Origin of the sequence: Amycolatopsis sp. NPDC051106 (assembly GCF_040682775.1) — a bacterium.
Classification (GTDB): domain Bacteria; phylum Actinomycetota; class Actinomycetes; order Mycobacteriales; family Pseudonocardiaceae; genus Amycolatopsis.
Genome location: NZ_JBFBBQ010000132.1, coordinates 1 through 19,625, shown reverse-complemented (window position 1 = coordinate 19,625; position 19,625 = coordinate 1). Strand labels below are relative to the sequence as shown.

Genomic DNA, 19,625 nt, shown 5'->3' with positions numbered 1-19,625 from the left:
CAGCCGGCTACCACACCTGCGATAGCCTGAGCTAACTCATCAACCCTGTCCGCCCAAACGGGGCAAGCCCAGCCAGGAATGAGTCATTCACTGCACTCGAGCGAACCGCGCGGACCCGCGGTCAAGCTCGCTTGCCGCTCAGCCGCAAGCCCCGGCCCGATCCCCGCCCGGCGAGGTCAGCGGCGATGTCAGCAGCGAGGTCAGCGGCGCGTCGCCGAATCCCGCGACTCAGGAGTCCGGTGCCGAGAGCTGCACGAACTCCGGCGTGTCGTCCTCCCGCACCCGCAGGATCGGCACCGCCTTGTTCACCGGGTCACCCCGATCGTCGAACGAGATCATCCCGCTCGCCCCCGGGACCGCCAGCGTCCCGTGCAGGCGGTTCTTCGCCTGCAGCACGTCCTGGGCCGTCACCTGCGCCGGCGATACCCGCGGGATTCCGCGGATCGCCCACACCACCGTGAGCACCGCGTCGTGCGCGAGGATCGCGATGCCGTCGTCCAGGCGCTCCTTCGGGAACACCGCCTTGAAGCAGTCCGTGCACCCCGGCTCCTGGAAGCTCGCCACCGCCGCCGGGTTGAACGCCTGCGGGGAACTCGTCCACGCCTGGGGGTGGGCCAGTCCCGGAGCGAGCACCGTGACGTTGGCCTGCAGGCCCCGGCGCATGTCCGCCTCCGGAGGCCCGACCAGCGCCAGGTCGCCGGTCAGCACCGTGATGTGCCGGTCGAGGCAGGGGCGCTGGGCGAGCTCCGCGACGAACGACGTCAGGTTGTTCTCGCGGCCGGCGAAGTACACGACCTCGGGCTGGTTGCCGCAGATGTTGGGCATCATCTGCAGGAACGTGTTCTCGATGCCCGGCAGGCTCGAGTCGTACTCCTCGGTCCGGCCGACGATGCGGTGGTCCGCGTCGGCGAACTTGCGGGTGAACGCCGTTGCCAGGGTCTTCGGGTACAGGTCGCCGGGGTTGACGTCGCGCACGATCGTGGCCGTGTGCGCGGTCGGCCGGACGTAGCTCGCCGCCGCCAGGCCGTACGTCGAACTCGTCGGCGACACCCGCATGAAGCCGGGGATCTCGGAGAACTCGTCGGCGGCCAGGTGCGAGGCCACCACGGGGATCCGGTGCTCCGAGAGCCGGCGGATCGCGTCGCGGGACGTGTCGAGGCTCAGCCCGATCCCGGTCACGGCGACCAGCCGCTCCGACGTCACCCGCCCGACCAGGTCGTCCACCACCGGCTCCCAGTGGTTCAGCCGGCTGCCGGGGTTGGCCAGCAGCAGGCGGATCAGCGGCAGGCTGCCCCACGACTGGGTCGTGTTCGCCCGGCGCTGCGCGATGTAGGCGCCTTCCAGCTGGTGGCGGACCCACTCGTCGGACAGGATGTCGTGCTCTTCGAGGGTCATCGGCAGGAAGGCCGCGATCGTGACGTACGGCTTCCCCGACGTCGTGACGGACTCGTTCTCCTGGCGGATGCGCTGCTCGACGTCGGCGAGTCCCGGCGAGAACACGTAAGCGCCGTCGGTGACGCCGGTGCATTCCCCGGTGTCTCCGCGCTTCTCGACGCCGGCGCCGCACGTGCGCCCGGCCTCGCTGATCGCCGGCACCACGACCAGCGCGGCGACGAGGACCACGGCGAGCAACAGCACGCCGCCCGCCACCAGCAGCCACTTCGACCACGTCGGCCGCGGGGGCCGGATCCGGTCACTGCGCGCGCTCATCGGTACCTCTCCGCCCGTTCGTGCAGCAGGATCGAGCCCCGCCCCCGGCCCTGGGCCAGCTGGTGGAAGGCCCCTTCGATCGTCGAGTCCAGCGTCCCGCCCGGGTCGCCGAGCGGATCGCGGGCGATCCACAGCGCGGCGACCAGCCAGGCCAGCGTCGTCCCGAGGTCGTCGTCGCCCCGCCCGGCGTGGTGCTGGACCTGGTCGTACGGCTCGGCGTGCTTGTCCAGCCGGTTGGGCGCCGCGGTGACGACGTCGAGCTCGGCGAGCCACGCCTCCGCGGTCGCCACGTCGAACTCCGCGTGCCGCGCGTCGGCGAACGGCTCGCGCAGGTGCGCGACCGCCGCGGCGACGTTCTCCAGCGCCAGGTCGTGGTAGCGCGCGGCGACGGTCCGGCCGTTCTCCTCGTAGAAGTCGCGGCACCGGGTGTGCACCCGGGTCCAGCTGAGCGGGTGGTCGTCGGCGCGGGAAGCCAGCTCCTGCAGCAGGATCCGGCGCAGCCACGGGTGCAGCACGTACTGCGGCGCCTCGCCCGGCTCCGCGCGCAGCCACAGGTGGTCGCCGAGCTCCTTGAACAGCACCCCCTCCCCCGCCGGGTTGCGCAGGTCGAGGATCTCCTTGTGGAACAGCAGTTCCACGTCCAGCGCTGCGCTCGCGGTGACCAGGTCCTGCCGGCTCGCCGGGGAGAAGTCCTGCAGCAGGTAGTCGCGCATCGCGGTGACCAGCGGCGGCCCGGCGCCGTCCGGCCCGGCGGCCGGGGTGCGCAGCGCGGCACGCAGCGTCCCGGGGCGCCGCGGGTCGAAGCGGTGGGCCACGGCGGCGATGACGTCGGTGACCGCGCCGGGGTGGCCGTCGGTGACGCGGTGCAGGAACCGCGGCAGGCGCGACGCGGGGTGGATCTCCCTGCCCGCGGCGATGTGCACGACGTCGTCCTTGGACAACGCGCCGAGCTCGAGCAGGTACCACGGGTGCCAGTGGGGTTCCGGCTCCCCGGCGCCGGGCCGCCAGTCCGCCTCCACATCGGACGGTTGCCGCGGTGCGGGCCGGTGCAGGCCCTTCGTCCGGTGCGTGGTCGGCGGCCGGCGTTCCGGGGCGCCGCGGTGCGCGGCCGGCGGGGACCAGCTCTCGTTCCAGTCCGGGTTCCACGTGCGGCTGGTGGCGAGCACCACCAGCGGATCGGCCTCGCCGGCCCGCTGGCGCGCTTCGGTGAGGGAGCGCAGGAAGAGGCGCCCGCCCGGCGTGTGCGCGTTGTCGAGCAGGACCAGGCTGTTCAACGTCCGCCGCGAGCGGTTGAGCCCGGTGTAGTTCCGGCGCAGGTCGGCGAGGAACGCGTCGCAGAACGTGGCGTCGACCGCGTCCCGGTCTTCGTCGTCGCCCTGGGCGTGCCAGGCGATCTCGATGAGAAAGTCCTCGTGGTTGCCGGCCCCGGCGGGCAGGGCCCGCATCTTGCCGATCAGCCGGCGGCGGTCGTACCAGCTGAGGCCGCGCAGCAGCAGGTCGGTCGCCTCGGGCCAGCCGCGCAGGCCGCCGGCGGGCGCGATGCCCCCCGCGAGGCGGACGACGTCGACGATGGCCTCCCGGCTCTGTTCGAGTGGCTGGTTCTTCGCCAGCAACGCGTGCAGTTTGCGCAATGCCGCGCGGCGGTCCTGCAGTTCCAGCGGCGCCCCGAGCACGAGCATGCACAGCCAAAGGCGGGGAAACGCCAGCCTGCCGAACTGCTTCCACTGCCGGCTGAGGTCGAAGGCGAGGTGCCCCAGCAGTTCCCGCGGCCGGCTGTCCGCGCGGTCGTGCCGTTCGAAGTCGAGGTGCGCGTGCGGAATGTCGTGGCAGCGGTCCGCGACGGCGCCGAGCAGCGCGGTCTTCCCGGTGCCCCGCGCGCCGAGCGCGACAACCACGGGCAGCGAACGGCTTTCGCCGTCGACGCGAGCCAGCAACCGTTCGACAAGGCCGCCGGTGACGGCGTCGAGACCCGACAAAGAGGGCACGTCGGCTGGCATCGTCCCCCATCCCCCCATACGACCCGATTCCGGCCGGAACCGTCACTATGACACGCGGTCAACCGGGGTGCAGCGGTCTCCAGAAGACCATGAATACGCCGGGACCGGTCCCCGCCGCATTCCCGTTCCGGCATTCCCGCTGGTTGCCCGCGATTCACCGCGGGCATCGGGGTGAATCCGCGGGCACGCTTTCCGGCTACCGCATTGACCGGTTCGGCCTAATCGCCGCGCGCCTCCAGCGCGTCGTGGCCGGCGCCGAAGCTGCGCAGCGCGGCGCCGACCGCCGCGGCCACCGTGACCTCGAAGACTTCGTCCTCGGTGCACCCCGCCGCGAGCAGGCGGCGGACGTCGGCGTCGGTGACGCGGTGGGACGCGTCGCGGACCAGTGCGGCGTAGTCCCGCCACGGCTCCGGCACTCCTTCCCCCGTCCCGGCCGCCCGCCGGAGCTCGGGGCTCGTCCGCGCCGGCTGCCCGAAGACGCTCTCCCGGAGGTCGCCGGGGCTGTCGGCGAGCAGGAAGCCCGGGAACCGGTACCCCGCGCGGTGCAGTGCCTTCGTGCCCACCTTCAGCTGGCCGTCGCGCAGCTCGAACCCGAACGCGTTCGCGAGCCGGTTGACGATGTTCCACACCAGGTTGACGTTCAGGGCCTCCGCCACCGCGTGCGCGGGCAGGTCACGCGGCGGCACCGGCTCGAGGTTCCGCGAGACGTCCTCGAGGAACCGTTGCACGGCAAGCAGTTCCGGGCGCGCGTCCAGCGGGCGGTCGGGGTCGATCTCACCGTGGCCGGCGATCCGCGTCAGCTCGGCGTGCGTGACGACGCAGAACGGGCACTCGTGCACCTGGGCCGTGCTCATCGCGAGGTATTCGCGCTCGCCGGCGGTCCAGTAGGACTCGCCGCGCATCGCGGGCGCGGTCAGCTCCAGCAGCGGCCGGGTCAGGAAGCCCGGCCGGTACAGCAGCAGCTTGACGATGTCGGGGCTGGTGACGCCGGAGAGCTTGCCGGTGACGGCCATGAAGAGCCGGGCCCGGCGCCGGTGGCCGGTGTCCAGAACGGACAGTCGCATCAGGACTCCAGTTCGTGCAGGCGGGTGGTGAGGAAGCGGTGGTCGGCCGGGGCCTCGGCGAGCTCGCGTGCCCGCCGGTACGCGGCGGCGGCCTCGCGGGAGCGGCCGAGGCGGCGCAGCAGGTCCGCGCGGGCGGCGTGCCAGAGGTGGTAGCGGCCGAGCCCGTCGATCGCCTCCACCAGCGCGAGCCCGGCCTCGGGGCCGTCGGCCATCGCGACCGCCACGGCGTGGTTGAGCGCGACGACGGGTGACGGCGCGAGCGTCCGCAGCCGCGCGTAGAGCGCGGCGATCCGCGCCCAGTCCGTGTCGGCCGCGACGCGGGCCTGCGCGTGCTGCGCCGCGATCGCCGCCTGCAGCTGGTACTGCCCGACCGCGCCGCGGCGCAGGGCCCGGCCGAGCACGCCGAGCGCTTCCGCGATCTCCGCCCGGTCCCAGCGGGCGCGGTCCTGGTCTTCGAGCAGGACGACGTCGCCCCCGGGTGTCCAGCGGGCGGCCGAGCGCGAATCCTGCAGCAGGAGCAGGGCGACCAGGCCGAGCGCCTCCGGCTCGTCCGGCATCAGCGCGGCCAGGAGCTTCGCCAGCCGGATCGCCTCGCGGCGCAGTTCGGCCGGCTCGTCGCGCCCCGACGGCGAGGCGTAGCCGCGGGTGAAGACGAGGTAGATGACCGCGAGGACACCGGAAAGCCGATCGGGCAGCAGGTGATCGGGCGGGACGGTCAGCGAGATACCGGCGTCGCGGATCTTCCGCTTCGCCCGCACGAGCCGCTGCGCCAGCGCCGGCTCGGCGACCAGGAACAGCCGGGCGATCTGGGCGGCGGTCAGGCCGGCGACCGCCTGCAGCGTCAGCGCCACCCGCGCGTCTTCGGCCAGGGCCGGGTGGCAGCAGGTGAAGAGCAGGCTCAGCCGGTCGTCGCCGACCTCGGCGAGCCGGTCGTCCGGCAGCATCGACGTCCTCACCCCGCTTTCACCCGCCGCTACCTGGGCGAGCTTGGCCTGCCCGACGCGGGCGCGGCGGATCCGGTCCACGGCGCTGTTGCGTGCGGCGGTCAGCAACCAGGCCGCGGGGTCGTCCGGGATGTCCGGGCCCCACGTCCGCAGTGCCCGGGCGACCGCGTCCTGCAGGGCGTCCTCGGCGAGTTCGAAGTCGCCGAGCACCCGGACGAGCGCGGCGAGCAGCCGGGCGCGGTCCTCGCGGAAGACGCGCTCGACGACGCCCGCCGCGCGATCACCCACGCGCGGCCCGGTGGTCCAGCCCGGGCACCCCGGCGACCGGGCGGACCTCGATCGAGCCCTGGGCGGCCATCGGGCACAGCGCGGCCAGCTCCAGGGCCTCGTCGAGGCCGGGGCAGTCGAGGACGTACACCCCGCCGAGGTGCTCGTGGGTCTCGGCGAAGGGCCCGTCGGTGATGAGCGTCCGGCCCTCCTGCACGGTCACCGTCGTGGCGGTGTGCTCGCCCTGAAGCGGGTGCCCGGAGACGAACACCCCGCGTCGCCGGCATTCGTCGGCGAAGGCGTTGACGGCGGCCAGCGCGTCCTCGAAGCCCGGGTCGGCCGGCTCGGGCCGCTCGCAGTTGTAGATCAACAGCATGTAGAGCACGTGCGCTCCTTCGTCCGGCGTCGGTCGAAGAGGATGACGAACGGGACGACCGTAACTCGACAAGCCGGTCCGGACTCGCCAGGATCCAGGCCCGGAAATTACCAAAGGTAAGTTCTGTGCCGGTCTTGACATGACCAATGGTCAGGAGGAAAGTCCTCGCCACCTGATTCGTCTAGACCAATCAGGGAGCTCTCCCGGCGGACGGCCATCCTCAGGAGGAGACCCATGTCCCGCAGAATCCGGACCACCACAGCAGCACTGACGAGCGTCGCGACCGCGGCGGCGACGGCCCTGATCCTTTCCGGTGGGGCCGACGCCAGCCCGTCGGCCGCGGCGGCCGACTGCGGCGTGCTGTTCGACGACTTCCACTACGCCTCCCCCACCGACTCCGCGTTCGGCGGCGCCGGCTGGACCACCCGCAACGACGTCGGCAGTCCCGGCGTGGCCGGCGCGCGCTGGCTCACGAGCAACGTCAGCTTCCCGACGGTGAACGGCGAACGCGTCGCCCAGCTCGCCGCCAGCACCGACGGGAGCGCCGCCGGCACGACGCATTCCGAGATGTACCAGAACCGGTTGCGGTTCTTCGAAGGCACGTACGCGAGCCGGGTCCGCTTCACCGACGCGCCGGACAGCGGCACCGACGGTGACCACGTCAACGAAACGTACTTCACGATCTCGCCGCTGCGGTACGACCGCGACCCGCTCTACAGCGAGCTGGACTTCTCGGAGTACCTGCCCAACGGCGGCTGGGGCGGCTCGACGGCCAACTACCAGACCAGCTGGAACACGTACTGGAACAACCCGACGTGGGACGGCCTGCGCGTGTCCACCGCGCAGAACCGCAGCTTCGCCGGCTGGCACGACATCGTGACGCAGGTGTCGGGCGGGCACGTGAAGTACTACATCGACGGCCAGCTCACCGCGGACCACACGACCGACGCGCAGGGCAACCCGGTGTACCCGCGGACGCCGATGTCGATCAACTACAACATGTGGTTCATCGACACGGCCGGGCACACGAGCGGCAACAGCGTCTACACCGAGCAGGTCGACTGGACGTACTACGCGGGCAACCAGGTGGTGTCGCCTTCGGACGCCGTCGCCCGCGCGGGTTCGTACCGGACCGCCGGAACGTCCCACGTGGACACGGTGAACGGCTGCACGACGCCGACGAGCCCGCCGGCCACGACGACCCCCACGACTCCGACCACGCCCACCACTCCGACGACGCCGTCGCAGCCCGCGAACTGCTCGACGGCGGCGGAATGGGACTGGGGCACGGTGTACCTCGGCGGCCAGCGGGTGAAGCACAACGCCCACCTCTGGCAGGCGAACTGGTGGACCCAGGGCTCCGAGCCCGGGCTCACCGCCCAGTGGGCCGACCTCGGCCACTGCTGACGCCGACCCCGCCGCCGACCTGGCCGCGGCCCGGGTCCCAGGGACCAGCCCGGGCCGCGGTCACCTTCCACCGCAAGCGCCCCAATGTGGCCTTCGGTGCGTCAGACGCACCGAAGGCCGCCTTGGGTGCGTCAGACGCAACCAAGGCCACATTGGGGCGTTCGCCCCCACCTCCGCCGCCACTCCAGGAGTTTTCGTGCGCAGACGCACCTTCGCCGCCGCACTGGCCGTCGCCGCCGTGACCGCCAGTGCCGCGTGCGGCACCGACACCCCCGCTCCCGCCGCCCAGGGCGGTCAAGGTGGGCAGCTGACCGTCTGGCTGATGAACGGCGACCTGTCCGACAAGGCCACCGCGGCGATCAACGCCGCGTTCGAGAAGGCCACCGGCGCCAAGGTCACCGTGCGGATCCAGGAGTGGGACAACATCAACACCAAGATCAGCACCGCCCTGGCCCAGGACGACACCCCCGACGTCATCGAGATCGGCAACACGAACGTCCCGCTCTTCGCCGCCAACGGCGCGCTCACCGACCTCACCCCGCACCGCGACGAGCTGGCCGGGAAGAACACCTGGCTGCCCGGTCTCGCCGGACCGGCCACTGTGGACGGGAACCTCTACGGCGCACCGCTGTTCGCGGGCAACCGCGCGGTGATCTACGACAAGCAGGTCTGGGCCGATGCCGGGATCACCGCGCCGCCGAAGACGTTCCAGGAACTCACCCAGGACCTCGACAAGATCAAGGCTAAGCACCCGGCGGCGGACTACTCCGCCTTCCACTTCCCCGGCAGGTACTGGTACGGCGCGCTGCAGTTCGTCTGGGACGCCGGCGGCCAGCTCGCCACGCAGAAGGACAGCAAGTGGTCCGGCGCCCTCGAAAGCCCGGAGGCGCAAAAAGGTTTGCAGGCCTGGAAGGACTTCCAGAACACCTACTCCTCCGCCGCGTCCCGCAACGTCGACACCAAGGCCCCCGACCAGGCCGCGATCTTCTCCGCCGGCGGCGCCGGGGCGATCCTCGACACGAGCGTCAACACCGTGGTCAAGAACAAGCCGGAGCTGAAGGACCGCCTCGGCACCTTCCCCTTCCCCAGCGCCACGCCCGGCAAGACGCAGCCGGTGTTCCTCGGCGGGTCGGACCTCGTCGTCGCGGCCAAGAGCCGCAACCAGGACCTCGCCCTGGCCTACCTCAAGGCCGCCGCGAGCCCCGAGGTGCAGCGCGAGGCGATCGTCGGCATCGACGGCTGGACGCCCGTCTCCACCGAGCTCATCGACGAGGTCACGCCCACGTTGGCACCGGTCAACGCCGCCTTCGCCACCGCGGCCAAGACGAGCGTCGCGACCCCGGCCGCCCCGGGCTGGGCGACCATCGAGAGCGACAAGTCCATCAACACCTTCTTCGCCGACATCGCCACCGGACGCCGGCCGATCGCCGACGCCGCCAGGGACTTCGACGCCCACCTGACCGAGGCGCTGAACGCCCGCTGACCGGCGGGGTGGCCCGGCCGGCTGCCGTCCCCAACCGGGCCGCCCCGCCCCTTTCCGCGAAGGAGTCCTCATGTTGCTGGTGAAAGCGCCGCCCGAAGCCTCGTCGAGACCGGTGACGCCGCGCCGGCGGCGGTCCCTGCTGCCCTACGGCCTGCTGCTGCCCGCGACCGTCCTGCTCGGGCTCGTCCTGGGCTACCCGCTGGTGCGCCTGGTCGTCATCTCGACGCAGCGGTACGGCCTGCGCTCCCTGTTCACCGGCACGACGACCTTCGCGGGCTGGGACAACTACGCCGCCGTCCTCGGCGACGACCAGCTCCTCCCGGTCCTCGCGCGCAGCATCGGGTTCTGCGCCGCCCTGGTCCTCGGCACCCTGGTCATCGGCTTCGGCGTCGCGCTGCTGCTGCAACGCCTGGGCCGCGGCATGCGCACCGCCGTCACGATGAGCCTCATCGCGGCCTGGGCGCTGCCGAACGTCGCGTCCACGTTGGTCTGGCAGTGGCTCTTCCAGCCCGGCTACGGCGTGGTCAACTGGCTGCTCACCCAGGCCGGCTTCGGCGACCTCACCCAGCACGACTGGACGACGTCACCGGCGTCGGCGTTCACGCTCGTCTGGCTGCTGGTCGTGTGGCAGTCCGTGCCGTTCGTCGCGCTGACGCTCTACGCGGGCCTGGCGCAGATCCCGCGGTCCTACTACGAAGCCGCCGCACTCGACGGCGCCGGGCCGTGGCGGGTCCACCGCACCATCACGGTGCCGTTCCTGCAGCCGATCCTCGGCCTGGTCACCATCCTTTCGGTGATCTGGGACTTCACCGTGTTCAACCAGATCTGGATCCTCACCCAGGGCGGCCCGAGCGGCGGTACGACGACGCTGGGCATCTGGACGTTCACGAAGGCGTTCAGCGGCAACGACTTCGGCCAGGGCGCCGCGATCGCCGTCGTCTCGGTGGCGCTGCTCGTCGGCTTGACGGCCGTGTACGTGCGCCGCCTCGTCCGCTCCGGGGAGGACCTGTGATCCGCCGGATCGGCCGCAACGCCACCGCCGCGATCTTCTGTCTCGTGTGGATCTTCCCGGTCTACTGGATGGTGCTCACGGCGTTCAAGCCGGCGGGCAAGATCCTGCAGCCCACGCCGCAGTTCCTGCCCGTGGACGTCACCTTGGACAACTTCGCCGACGCGCTCGCCAAGCCCGGGTTCGTGCAGGACCTCGTCAACAGCGTCGTGGTCGTCGTCGCTGTCGTCGCACTGTCCATAGTGGTCGCGTTCCTGGCCGCGACCGCGTTGACGCGCTTCCGGTTCTTCGGGCGCCGCAGCTTCCTCATCGGCGTGCTGGTGCTGCAGATGGTGCCGGTGCCCGCGCTGGTCATCCCGCTGTTCCTCGGCCTCAAGAGCGCGCACCTGCTCGACACGCTGTTCGGGCTGATCCTGACCTACGTCGCGCTCGTCCTGCCGTTCACGATCTGGACGTTGCGCGGCTTCCTGCACGGCATCCCGGTCGAACTCGAGGAGGCGGCGATGGTCGACGGCGCGACCCGCGGGCGCGTGATGCGCTCGGTCCTGCTGCCGCTGGTGCTGCCCGGGCTGATCGCGACCAGCGTGTTCGCCTTCATCACGGCGTGGAACGACTTCTTGTTCGCGTACGTGATCATGAAGGACAGCTCCGGCTACACGCTGCCGGTGTGGCTGGTGTCGTTCAGCACCAGCACGGGCACCGACTACGGCGGCCTGATCGCCGCGTCGACGCTGTTCGCGCTGCCCGTCGTGGTCTTCTTCGCGCTCGTGCAGCGCCACCTGGTCGAAGGCATGACCGCGGGCGCGGTGAAGGGCTGATGATCATCCCCCACCCCACGCGGCTGACGCGCCGCGCCGGTTCCTTCGCGCCCGCCGGCGGGCTGCGCGTGCTCGCGAGCCGCGGCGCCGAGAGCGCGGCCCGGCTGCTGGCCGGCTACCTGCCGCGCCCGTCGATCCACCACGGCCCGGCGATCCGCCTCGACCTCGTGCCGTCGGCGAAGCACGGCCTGGAGGGCTACGAACTCGACGTCACGCCGGCGGACGCGCTCCTCACGGCGTCGACCGAGGCGGGGCTGCGCAACGGCGTGCAGACCCTCCGGCAGCTGGTCCCGCTGCACGGCCCGCCGCGGCTGCCGTGCCTGCACGTCCGCGACGCGCCCCGGCTGCCCTGGCGCGGCGTGCTGCTCGACGTCGCCCGGCACTTCCTGCCGCTGGAGTTCCTCCGCGAGTTCGTCGACCTGCTGGCACTGCACAAGTACAACGTCCTGCACCTGCACCTCACCGACGACCAGGGCTGGCGGATCGAGATCGACGGACGGCCGCGGCTCACCGAGATCGGCGCGTGGCGGACCGAGTCGATGGTCGGGGCGGCCGGCAGCGGCGTCTACGACGGCGTCCCCCACGGCGGCTTCTACACCCAACGCGAGCTGCGCGAACTCGTCGCGTTCGCGGCCGGCCGCGGCGTGCGGATCGTGCCGGAGATCGACCTGCCCGGACACGTGCGCTCGGCGCTGGCCGCCTACCCCGAGCTGGGCAACCGGCCGGAGGTGACGCTGCCGGTGTGGACCGCGTGGGGCATCAGCCCGGACATCCTCGGCGTCCACGACGGCGCGTTCGCGTTCTGCCGGGAGGTCCTCGGGCAGCTGGCCGACGTCTTCCCGGCGCGGCACCTGCACATCGGCGGCGACGAGTGCCCGACCACGCAATGGGCGTCGAACCCCTTCGCGCGGGAAAAGGCGGCGAGCCTCGGGTTGCGGGACACCGCGGAACTGCACCCGTGGTTCCTGGGCGAGCTGCACGGCGTACTGGCGGACCTCGGCCGGCAGGCCGTGTGCTGGGACGAGACCGGCCACACCGCGGGCCGGCTGCCGCCGGAGATGGTCGTGACGGCCTGGCGCGACGCCGCGCACGGCGCGCTCGCCGTGGCCCGCGGCCACCAGGTGATCATGGCGCCGCACACGTCGACGTACTTCGACTATCGGCAGAGCGAAGAGCCCGGCGAGCCGCCGCGGACCGACGTCACGACACTCCGGGACGTCTACCGCTTCGACCCCCTGGCGGGCGGGCTGCCGGTCAGCGACGGCACCCGGCCCGGCGTGCTGGGCACCCAGGCCCAGCTGTGGACCGAGCACGCGCCGACCCCCGACCACGTGCGCCACCTGGCGTTCCCGCGACTGTGCGCGCTGGCCGAGCGCGCGTGGTCGCCGCCGGAGCGCCGTTATGCTGACTTCCAGGAGCGCCTGCCCGGTCACCTCGAACGGCTCCGCGCCCTCGACGCCCTGCCGAAGGAGCGCGTCCGGTTCGCCGGCGCACTCGGAGTATCCGGGAAGACGGTGCCTTGACCGCTGTGCCATCCGGGGCTTCGCCCCAGGCCGGGGGCTCCGCCACCCGGAGCCCCCGAAAAGAAGGTGCGCCATCCGGGGCTTCACCCCAGGCCGGGGGCTCCACCACCCGGAGCCCCCGAAAAGAAGGTGGCGAGCCGGCGGACCGCCCGCCCACCGTGAAGCGCGACCGCGTCCGGCGGCACCTGCTGAAGGTGATCGAGAACGCCGGCCCCGGCACCGGGCTGGCGTCCGAACGCGACCTGGCCGCGGAGCTGGGCGTGTCCCGCCCGACCGTCCGGGCGGCCATCGACGAGCTGACCCGCACCGGGCTGCTGGTGCGCCAGCGCGGGCGGGGGACGTTCACGAGCCCGCAGAAGGTGACCCAGGAACTGGCCACGGGCCTCGCCGTCCCGCCCGCGGAGGGGCACTGGACGAGCCGGGTGATCGCGTTCGGGATCTCCCCCGCCCCGCGGTCGCTGGCGGCCGACCTGGAACGCGAGCCGGGCACACCGGTCCTGCGCGTCACGCGGGTCCGGCACGTCGACGACGAGCCGATCGCGATCGAGCAGCTGGCGTTGCCCGCGTCCCTGGTCCCCCGGCTCGCCGTCGCGGACCTGGAGTCCGGCAACTTCTACCGCCTGCTGCGGAAGCGGTTCGGGATCGTGGTGCAGGACGCGGTGCAGACGATCGAGCCGGCGGTGACGAACCCGGAGCAGGCCGAGCTGCTCGAGATCGCGGTGTACGCCCCGATCCTGCACATCGAGCGGCTCACGCGCGACACGACGGGGCAGGTGGTCGAGCTGACCCGTTCGGTGTACCGCGGCGACCGGTACCGCATCACGTCGAAACTCCGCTTCGACGCGGAATCGGGCTGACGCTTTTGAGCAGCACACCGGACCTCGGTCCCCTCCCCCAGCGCGTCACCGTCGACACCGGCCAGGTGCGCCGGCTGGTCGGCGACCAGTTCCCGCGGTGGGCCGGTCTCCCGGTGCGGCCGGTGTCCGCGAGCGGCTGGGACAACTTCACCTTCCACCTCGATGACGAAATGGTGGCGCGGCTGCCCAGCGCGGCCGAGTACGCCTTGGCCGTGGAGAAGGAACAACGGTGGCTTCCGGCGCTCGCTCCGCGGCTGCCGCTGCCCATTCCCGTGCCGCTCGCGCAGGGGCGTCCCGGTGCGGATTATCCGTTTCCGTGGTCCGTCTACGCCTGGCTCGCCGGTTCGCCGGCTCGCGCGGACCGGATCGCCGACCCGCTTCGTTTCGCGCTCGACCTGGCCGGATTCCTGGCCGCCTTGCGCGGCATCGACGCCGCCGGTGGTCCCCGGCCGGGAAAGCACAACTGGTTCCGCGGCGCCACCCTGCGCACCTACGACGCTCAAACCCGGCGCGCGCTCGACACCCTGGGCGGCACCATCGACATCACCCTGGCCCGCGAGATCTGGGAGACCGCGCTGGACGCGCGCTGGGACGACGCCGACGCCTGGTTCCACGGTGACCTCGCAGCCGGGAACCTGCTGCTCGACGGCGGGAACCTGGCGGCGGTCATCGATTTCGGGACGTGCGGGGTCGGCGACCCGTCGTGCGACCTCGCCGTCGCCTGGACGCTGCTGACCGCCGAGGGCCGGCGGGCGTTCCGCGAGCGGCTGTCCGTCGACGAACCGGCCTGGGCGCGCGGGCGCGGCTGGGCGTTGTGGAAAGCGCTCGTGACCAGCGCCCGGGCCGGCGAGGAAGCCGCGAACGCACGTCTCGTCCTCGACGGGATACTCACTGAATTCATATCCGGAAAATAATTCTTCACGGGTATCGGGAATCGGGATTTCTTAGCGTCCACTCGTTACCCGAAAGAGTGACGCCGTGACGGCATCCGGGTGACGCGCGACCAAGACTTCCCTCGTCACAGCAGGTGCGCGTTGTTTCGCATCGGTAACGAACTGCGCTGTTGGTTTCGCCTTTCTGGCGCCCGGGTGAGAGCGCTTCAACGCACTGCCGGTGCGGCATAGGATTTTCCTTCGGCCGGAAAAGTATTTCCGGCACCCACCGTTGCGAAAGAATCGAGGACCATTCATGCGAAGACGCATGCTGGGAGCAGTGCTGCCCCTGGTGCTCGTGGCGGCCGGCGCCGCCGCGCTCCCCGCGGCCGCCGATCCCGCCGCCGTCTCGGGGCTCACGAAGTCCGTGCAGGGCACCGGTTCCCCCGCCGACCACGGGGCCACCGCGAACTGGGTCATCGGCTACGACGACCAGGCCACCGCGTCCGGCGCCGCCACCATCACCGACGCCGTCGGCGCGGGCCAGGCCTTCCAGCCCGGTTCGCTGCACGCGCCGCCCGGGTGGACGCCGTCGTGGTCCACCGACGGCAGCACCTTCACCGGCACCGAACCCGCGACCGGCGTCACCGCCGTGCGCGCGAGCAACCCGGACGCGGGGCCCGACGCGACGTCGCTGTCCGCCTCGCTCACCCCGCCCGTGCAGGCCGTCACGACCGCGACCGGCGGCGACGGCTTCACGCCGATCCTCTACCGCACCCCGGGCGGCACGTTTCAGGCCTGGAACATCTACCACCACCTCGGCGCGACGTCGCCGAAGGTCGTGTGCACCGACCTCGCCACCGGGCAGCGCTGCCCGGGCGGCCCGTGGCCGAAGGTGCTCAACACCACGCCCGGCCCGCTCGGCACCCTGGGGGCCGGGGACATCGCCAGCACGATGGTCCAGCAGTACGTGCACGACCCCGCGGCGCCCGCGAAGGTCTACTACCCCGCCGTCACGGCCACGTCGGTCGGCGTCGGCTGCCTCGACCTGGCCGCCACGGCGAACTGCGGGTACTGGGCGCTGTCCGCCACCGGCGGTTCCCCGCCGGTCAGCAGCATCACCGGGCTCGTGCGGAGCGGCGGCAACCTGTACGGCCTCATCAGCAGCGGTGCGGTGGTCTGCTGGACCATCGCCACGCAGAGCGCCTGCGGCGGCCAGCCGTACGCGCCGATCGTGCCGGCCGTCAACCAGCCGTACGTCTACGGCGCGCTGACCCCGGTGGCGGGCAAGGTGTTCGCGTCGACCTCGAACCCGAACACCGGGCAGCAGCCGGCCTTGGGCTGCTTCGACCCGGCGACGGCCGCGGCGTGCGCCGGCTGGGCGTCCTCGCGGCCAACGGGTCCGGCCGGGAACTTCAACTACAACGGCTACACGGCGTTCGGCGCGACCGGCGCCCCGGCGGGCGCGTGCGCGTCGACGACCGGCGCCACGAACGTCACGACGTGCTACGCGCTCGACGGGTCGACGCTGGCGGCGCCACCGGGCCCGGCCGCGCTGACGGGCGGGGTCTACGTCTTCAACCCGGAGGTCGTCACCGATCCGGCCGGGCACGTGCGCAGCTACCTCCCCATCTGGAACGGCGGTTACGTGGGCGCGACGCTGTGCCACGACTGGACGACGGGGGCGGCGTGCGCGGGCCTGCCCGGCCTGATCACGCACCCGTCGGCGAACGGCGGGGTCACGCGGGACTACGGCTACACGTACGACCCGCCGTCGGGCTGCCTGATCGGCCTGGGCGACGCGGGTGTGCTGTTCTCGATGGACCCGGCGACCGGGGCCACGCCGTGCGTCCGTTCGGGCGGCCAGGTGACGCTGCGGCCGGGCGACTTCTACTGTGACGGCGGCTCGCACGTCCAGGGCTACACGGCGGCGCGGCTGACGGGCGTCGATCCGGCGAACGTCGACTTCGCGGCGTCCCGGGTGACGGTGGTGGACCAGGACAACGCGACGGTACCGACCCCGGGCTTCGCCCCGGACGGTTCGGTCGACCTGACCGGCGTCTCGGTGGCGGCGCACCCGTCGATCACGGTGACGACGACACTGGTGCTGCACAACGGAACCGGCTTCAGCGGCCGGCTGGTGGTCGACTACGCGGGTGACGCGCCGCAGCTGTGCTTCCGCACGACGATCGCGACGGACTGCGCGGTGACGTCGGTGGCGAACACGGCGACCGGAACGGACTCGACGGGCTCGTTCACGTCGAACACGGTGACGCTGCCGGTGGCCCCGGGCGCGTCGTGCACGCCGAAGGTCAAGGTGGACAAGGAGATCTGCACGTCCGCCTCGGCTTCGAAGTGCGGCCCGGGCGGAGCCGGACCGTGGGCGAAGCAGGCAGGGGTGGGTCTCCTGGGCCTGCTGAACGCGACGGCGTACTGGCGGATCACGGTGACCAACGATGGCCCGGTGGGGATCACGTCGGCGCAGGTCGTGGACAGCGTGGAGCCGTCCTGCCAGACAGGTCCGTTCTCGTTGGCGGCGGGGCAGTCGAAGCAGGTGCACTGCTCGACTTACGCGTTGCTGAACCTGTTCCCGATCACGAACCAGGCAAAGGTGAGTTACGTGCCGGCGAACGTTCCCGCGGGGACGCCGCCGTCGTACACGGGATGGTCGTCGGCGAAGGCCTGTTCGCTGCTGTGCATCCTGTAGAGGGGTGAGGTGAGCGGCCCGCGGGGAGCTTCTCCGCGGGCCGTTTGCCACACTGGAAACCATGGCCGATCTCGAAGAGCGCTACCGCGCCTACCTCACCTGCCTGAACGAGCGGCGCTTCGACGACCTCCCCAATTTCGCGCACGACCCGGTAGTCCACAACCACCGCACCCTGGGCATCGCCGACTTTCAGGCCCTCCTGAAGCGCGACGCGACAGAAATCCCCGACCTCTACTACGCGATCGAAGGACTCGTAGTCCAAGGCAACCAAGTCGCCTGCCGCATCCGCTTCGACTGCACGCCCGCCGAAGACTTCCGTGGCTTGCCGGCCAAAGGCAAGACCGTCTCCTTCGCCGAGCACGTCTTCTACCGCTACGAAGACGGCAGGATCGCCGAGATCTGGTCGCTCGTCGACACCGACGCCATCCGCGACCAGCTCACACCGTGACGGCGGCTTCTTCCGGGACAGCGGAAGGAGCCTCGGCAGAAACCGCCGGCGCCATCAGGACCGCGCACAGCGGGACCGCCATCGCGATCGCCGCCAGGACGAACACCGGGAACAGGAACGAGAACACCTCGACCCCCGCCGGGTCCGCGGCGTTCATGTCCATGTTCATCCGGACCGCCGCCATGCCCGTGTAGTGCATGCCCGTCACCGCCGCACCCATCACGAACCCCGCCAGCAGCCGCAGGGACAGCCGGTCGAGGAACACCGCGAACCACAGCGCCGCCGTCGCCGCCACCACCGCGATCACCACCGACAGCGCGACCAGGCCGCCGTCGTAGGTGAAGTCGCCCTTCACGCGCAGGGCCGACATTCCCGTGTAGTGCATGACGTTCACCGCCAGGCCCGTGATGACGCCGCCGAGCGCGAGGCGCCACCAGCCGAACTTCGCGCGGCCGCCCACCACCACGAGACCGGCGAACACCGCCGACACCGACAGGATCGCCGACAGCACGGTGCGAAAGACGTCGTAGCGGACCGGCATCCCCGGGGTGCTGAACCCGAGCATCGCCACGAAGTGCATCAGCCAGATGCCGACGCCGCCGATCGAGATCGCCGCCAGCACCAGCCAGCGCATGCGGTGGCGGGGGCTCGCCGCGTGACGGGCCTGGACCGCGCACGCCAGCCCGAGCGCGCAGCCCACCACCGACGTCAGGTACGCGAGCACGAGCAGCCAGAGCCCGAGCGCGAAGTGCTCCATCGCAAGATCCTCTCTAGAGGTCGCGCAGCCCGTGCAGCACGCGTTCCATCAGGTCGTGGCGCTCGTCCCAGGTGGACGTGTCCGACAGCGTGTCGCGGACGATCACCAGGTTGTCCTGCATCAGGTCCGACACCAGCACGCGGACCACCCCGAGCGGCAGCGCCAGCAGCGCCGCGATCTCCATCAGCGACCGCGGCCGGAGGCACAGCTCGATGACCTCCGCCAGCGCGCTCGACGTCAGGTACGCCCCTTCGGCCCGGCCCGCCGCCGTGGACTCGACCAGCGCTTCGACGGCGATCTCGACCGTCGGCGCCGTCCGGCCTTCCGTCCAGGAGTACGGGCGGGCCAGCGACGGGCTGCGCCGCGGCTCCTCCCCGTACGGCCCGGGCGGCGGGTCGTCGATCACCGGTGGTCCTGGGCCACCGGCATCTCGCGTGCGGGCACGTCGACCTTCTGCCCGACCCGCTCGACCAGCATCGTCATCTCGTAGCCGACCAGCCCGATGTCGCAGCCGGTCGAGGCGAGAACGACCAGGTTCGAGCCGTCGCCCACGCTCATCAGCAGCAGGAACCCCTGCTCCATCTCGATCACCGACTGCACCACCCGCCCGGCGGTGAACAGCTCCGCGGTGCCCAGCGACAGACTGGACAGCCCGGCCGCGATGGCCGCCAGCTGGTCGGCGCGCTCGCGGGGCAGCGCCTCGTCGGCGGCCACGAGCAGGCCGTCGGCGGAGACGAGCACGGCGTGCGCGACCCCCGAGACGTCCTGGACGAACCCGTTGACCAGCCAGTTCAGCGTCGCCGTCCGTTCGGGCGGCGCGGCGGGACCGGGGAAGCCCAGTGCGCGGGCCGCCGGCGGGGCGCCGGAGCGTCGAGGCTGCACGTCGGGAAGTTCCGTCATCGCGGATCCACTTCGTCCTTTCCGGATTCTTCGGTGCGCGCCGCGGTCTCCCGCCGGGCCGCGCGCATCCCCTGGTAGTGCCGGGAGAGGCTGGTGCGGACGGCGGCGGCATCGCGGAACGAGCCGCCGCCGGTCTGCTCGCGTCCGCGCGCGACGACCGCGCCGGGGGCGAGCTGGGCCCCGGGCCGCCGGGTCGGCAGCCCCGCGTCGGTGAGCCGCTGCGCGATCGCGGGCTTGAGAGCGCTTTCGGCGGCTTGGCGCGTGCGGTCGGCCGTGGTTTCCCACTCCCCCACCGGCGCGGCGGCCGGTTCGTGGTGGGCCACGGGCTTTCCGGTCGTGGCAGACCGGTCCGCCCCCGGGATCAAGCCTTCCGCCGCGGCCGGGGCAGCCGGTTGCGCGGCGGAATCGGCGGCGTCGGCCGACGGCACCCGGTGCGCCGCCGTGGTCCCGGTACGGCCGGCGCGATCGGCAGCCGGGTCGCCCGCC

17 protein-coding genes and 1 pseudogene are annotated in these 19,625 nt (G+C 72.1%); 9 read left to right on the top strand and 9 right to left on the bottom strand.

Going from position 1 to position 19,625, the window contains the following annotated elements:
* Nucleotides 1–228: 228 nt before the first annotated feature.
* The 5 genes from AB0M83_RS45345 to AB0M83_RS45325 all read right to left on the bottom strand — a co-directional run bounded on the left by AB0M83_RS45345 (nt 229) and on the right by AB0M83_RS45325 (nt 6,367).
* The gene (locus tag AB0M83_RS45345) at nt 229–1,710 is read right to left on the bottom strand and encodes a hypothetical protein (protein ID WP_364527886.1); all 1,482 of its coding nucleotides are present in this window, start codon (nt 1,708–1,710) and stop codon (nt 229–231) included.
* A complete protein-coding gene (locus AB0M83_RS45340) occupies nt 1,707–3,707 on the bottom strand; it encodes a hypothetical protein (protein ID WP_364527883.1) in 2,001 nt (666 codons plus the stop codon). The genes AB0M83_RS45345 and AB0M83_RS45340 overlap by 4 nt, the downstream gene beginning before the upstream one ends.
* Before the next feature lie 218 nt (nt 3,708–3,925).
* Entirely contained in the window at nt 3,926–4,771 is an 846-nt protein-coding gene (locus tag AB0M83_RS45335) for a hypothetical protein (protein ID WP_364527880.1), read from the bottom strand.
* Nucleotides 4,771–6,003, bottom strand: coding sequence for a DUF6596 domain-containing protein (locus tag AB0M83_RS45330; protein ID WP_364527877.1), 1,233 nt, complete (start codon nt 6,001–6,003; stop codon nt 4,771–4,773). The genes AB0M83_RS45335 and AB0M83_RS45330 overlap by 1 nt, the downstream gene beginning before the upstream one ends.
* Nucleotides 5,996–6,367, bottom strand: a complete 372-nt coding sequence (locus AB0M83_RS45325; RefSeq protein WP_364527874.1) for a YciI family protein — start codon at nt 6,365–6,367, stop codon at nt 5,996–5,998. The genes AB0M83_RS45330 and AB0M83_RS45325 overlap by 8 nt, the downstream gene beginning before the upstream one ends.
* A gap of 225 nt (nt 6,368–6,592) precedes the next feature.
* Between AB0M83_RS45325 and AB0M83_RS45320 the strand changes: the two genes are divergently transcribed.
* The 9 genes from AB0M83_RS45320 to AB0M83_RS45280 all read left to right on the top strand — a co-directional run bounded on the left by AB0M83_RS45320 (nt 6,593) and on the right by AB0M83_RS45280 (nt 17,482).
* Nucleotides 6,593–7,765, top strand: a complete 1,173-nt coding sequence (locus AB0M83_RS45320) for a carbohydrate-binding protein (RefSeq protein ID WP_364527871.1) — start codon at nt 6,593–6,595, stop codon at nt 7,763–7,765.
* Between the two features lie 196 nt (nt 7,766–7,961).
* The gene (locus tag AB0M83_RS45315; RefSeq protein ID WP_364527868.1) at nt 7,962–9,248 is read left to right on the top strand and encodes an extracellular solute-binding protein; all 1,287 of its coding nucleotides are present in this window, start codon (nt 7,962–7,964) and stop codon (nt 9,246–9,248) included.
* Nucleotides 9,249–9,318: 70 nt separating this feature from the next.
* On the top strand, nt 9,319–10,260 hold the full coding sequence (locus AB0M83_RS45310; protein WP_364527865.1) for a sugar ABC transporter permease: 942 nt from the start codon (nt 9,319–9,321) through the stop codon (nt 10,258–10,260).
* Nucleotides 10,257–11,075: a carbohydrate ABC transporter permease gene (locus AB0M83_RS45305; RefSeq protein WP_364527862.1), complete on the top strand. Its 819-nt coding sequence runs from the start codon at nt 10,257–10,259 to the stop codon at nt 11,073–11,075. Before AB0M83_RS45310 ends, AB0M83_RS45305 begins: the two co-directional genes overlap by 4 nt.
* Nucleotides 11,075–12,598, top strand: coding sequence for a beta-N-acetylhexosaminidase (locus AB0M83_RS45300; protein ID WP_364527859.1), 1,524 nt, complete (start codon nt 11,075–11,077; stop codon nt 12,596–12,598). The genes AB0M83_RS45305 and AB0M83_RS45300 overlap by 1 nt, the downstream gene beginning before the upstream one ends.
* Nucleotides 12,599–12,756: 158 nt before the next feature.
* Nucleotides 12,757–13,455 carry a GntR family transcriptional regulator gene (locus AB0M83_RS45295; RefSeq protein WP_364527857.1) on the top strand — a complete coding sequence of 233 codons (699 nt, stop codon included), beginning with the start codon at nt 12,757–12,759 and terminating at the stop codon, nt 13,453–13,455.
* Nucleotides 13,456–13,460: 5 nt separating this feature from the next.
* On the top strand, nt 13,461–14,369 hold the full coding sequence (locus AB0M83_RS45290; RefSeq protein ID WP_364527854.1) for an aminoglycoside phosphotransferase family protein: 909 nt from the start codon (nt 13,461–13,463) through the stop codon (nt 14,367–14,369).
* 274 nt (nt 14,370–14,643) lie between these two features.
* The gene (locus AB0M83_RS45285) at nt 14,644–17,034 is read left to right on the top strand and encodes a hypothetical protein (RefSeq protein ID WP_364527851.1); all 2,391 of its coding nucleotides are present in this window, start codon (nt 14,644–14,646) and stop codon (nt 17,032–17,034) included.
* 61 nt (nt 17,035–17,095) lie between these two features.
* Entirely contained in the window at nt 17,096–17,482 is a 387-nt protein-coding gene (locus AB0M83_RS45280; protein ID WP_364527848.1) for an ester cyclase, read from the top strand.
* Here AB0M83_RS45280 and AB0M83_RS45275 read toward each other — a convergent pair.
* The 4 genes and pseudogenes from AB0M83_RS45275 to AB0M83_RS45260 form a co-directional block, all read right to left on the bottom strand.
* Nucleotides 17,472–18,239: an MHYT domain-containing protein gene (locus tag AB0M83_RS45275; RefSeq protein WP_364527845.1), complete on the bottom strand. Its 768-nt coding sequence runs from the start codon at nt 18,237–18,239 to the stop codon at nt 17,472–17,474. The two genes, AB0M83_RS45280 and AB0M83_RS45275, sit on opposite strands and share 11 nt — an antisense overlap.
* Before the next feature lie 13 nt (nt 18,240–18,252).
* Nucleotides 18,253–18,645 carry a DUF742 domain-containing protein gene (locus AB0M83_RS45270; protein ID WP_364527842.1) on the bottom strand — a complete coding sequence of 131 codons (393 nt, stop codon included), beginning with the start codon at nt 18,643–18,645 and terminating at the stop codon, nt 18,253–18,255.
* On the bottom strand, nt 18,642–19,139 hold the full coding sequence (locus AB0M83_RS45265) for a roadblock/LC7 domain-containing protein (protein ID WP_364527839.1): 498 nt from the start codon (nt 19,137–19,139) through the stop codon (nt 18,642–18,644). The genes AB0M83_RS45270 and AB0M83_RS45265 overlap by 4 nt, the downstream gene beginning before the upstream one ends.
* Nucleotides 19,136–19,625, bottom strand: a pseudogene (locus tag AB0M83_RS45260) (histidine kinase); the annotation flags it as partial. The gene AB0M83_RS45265 and the pseudogene AB0M83_RS45260, both read right to left, overlap by 4 nt.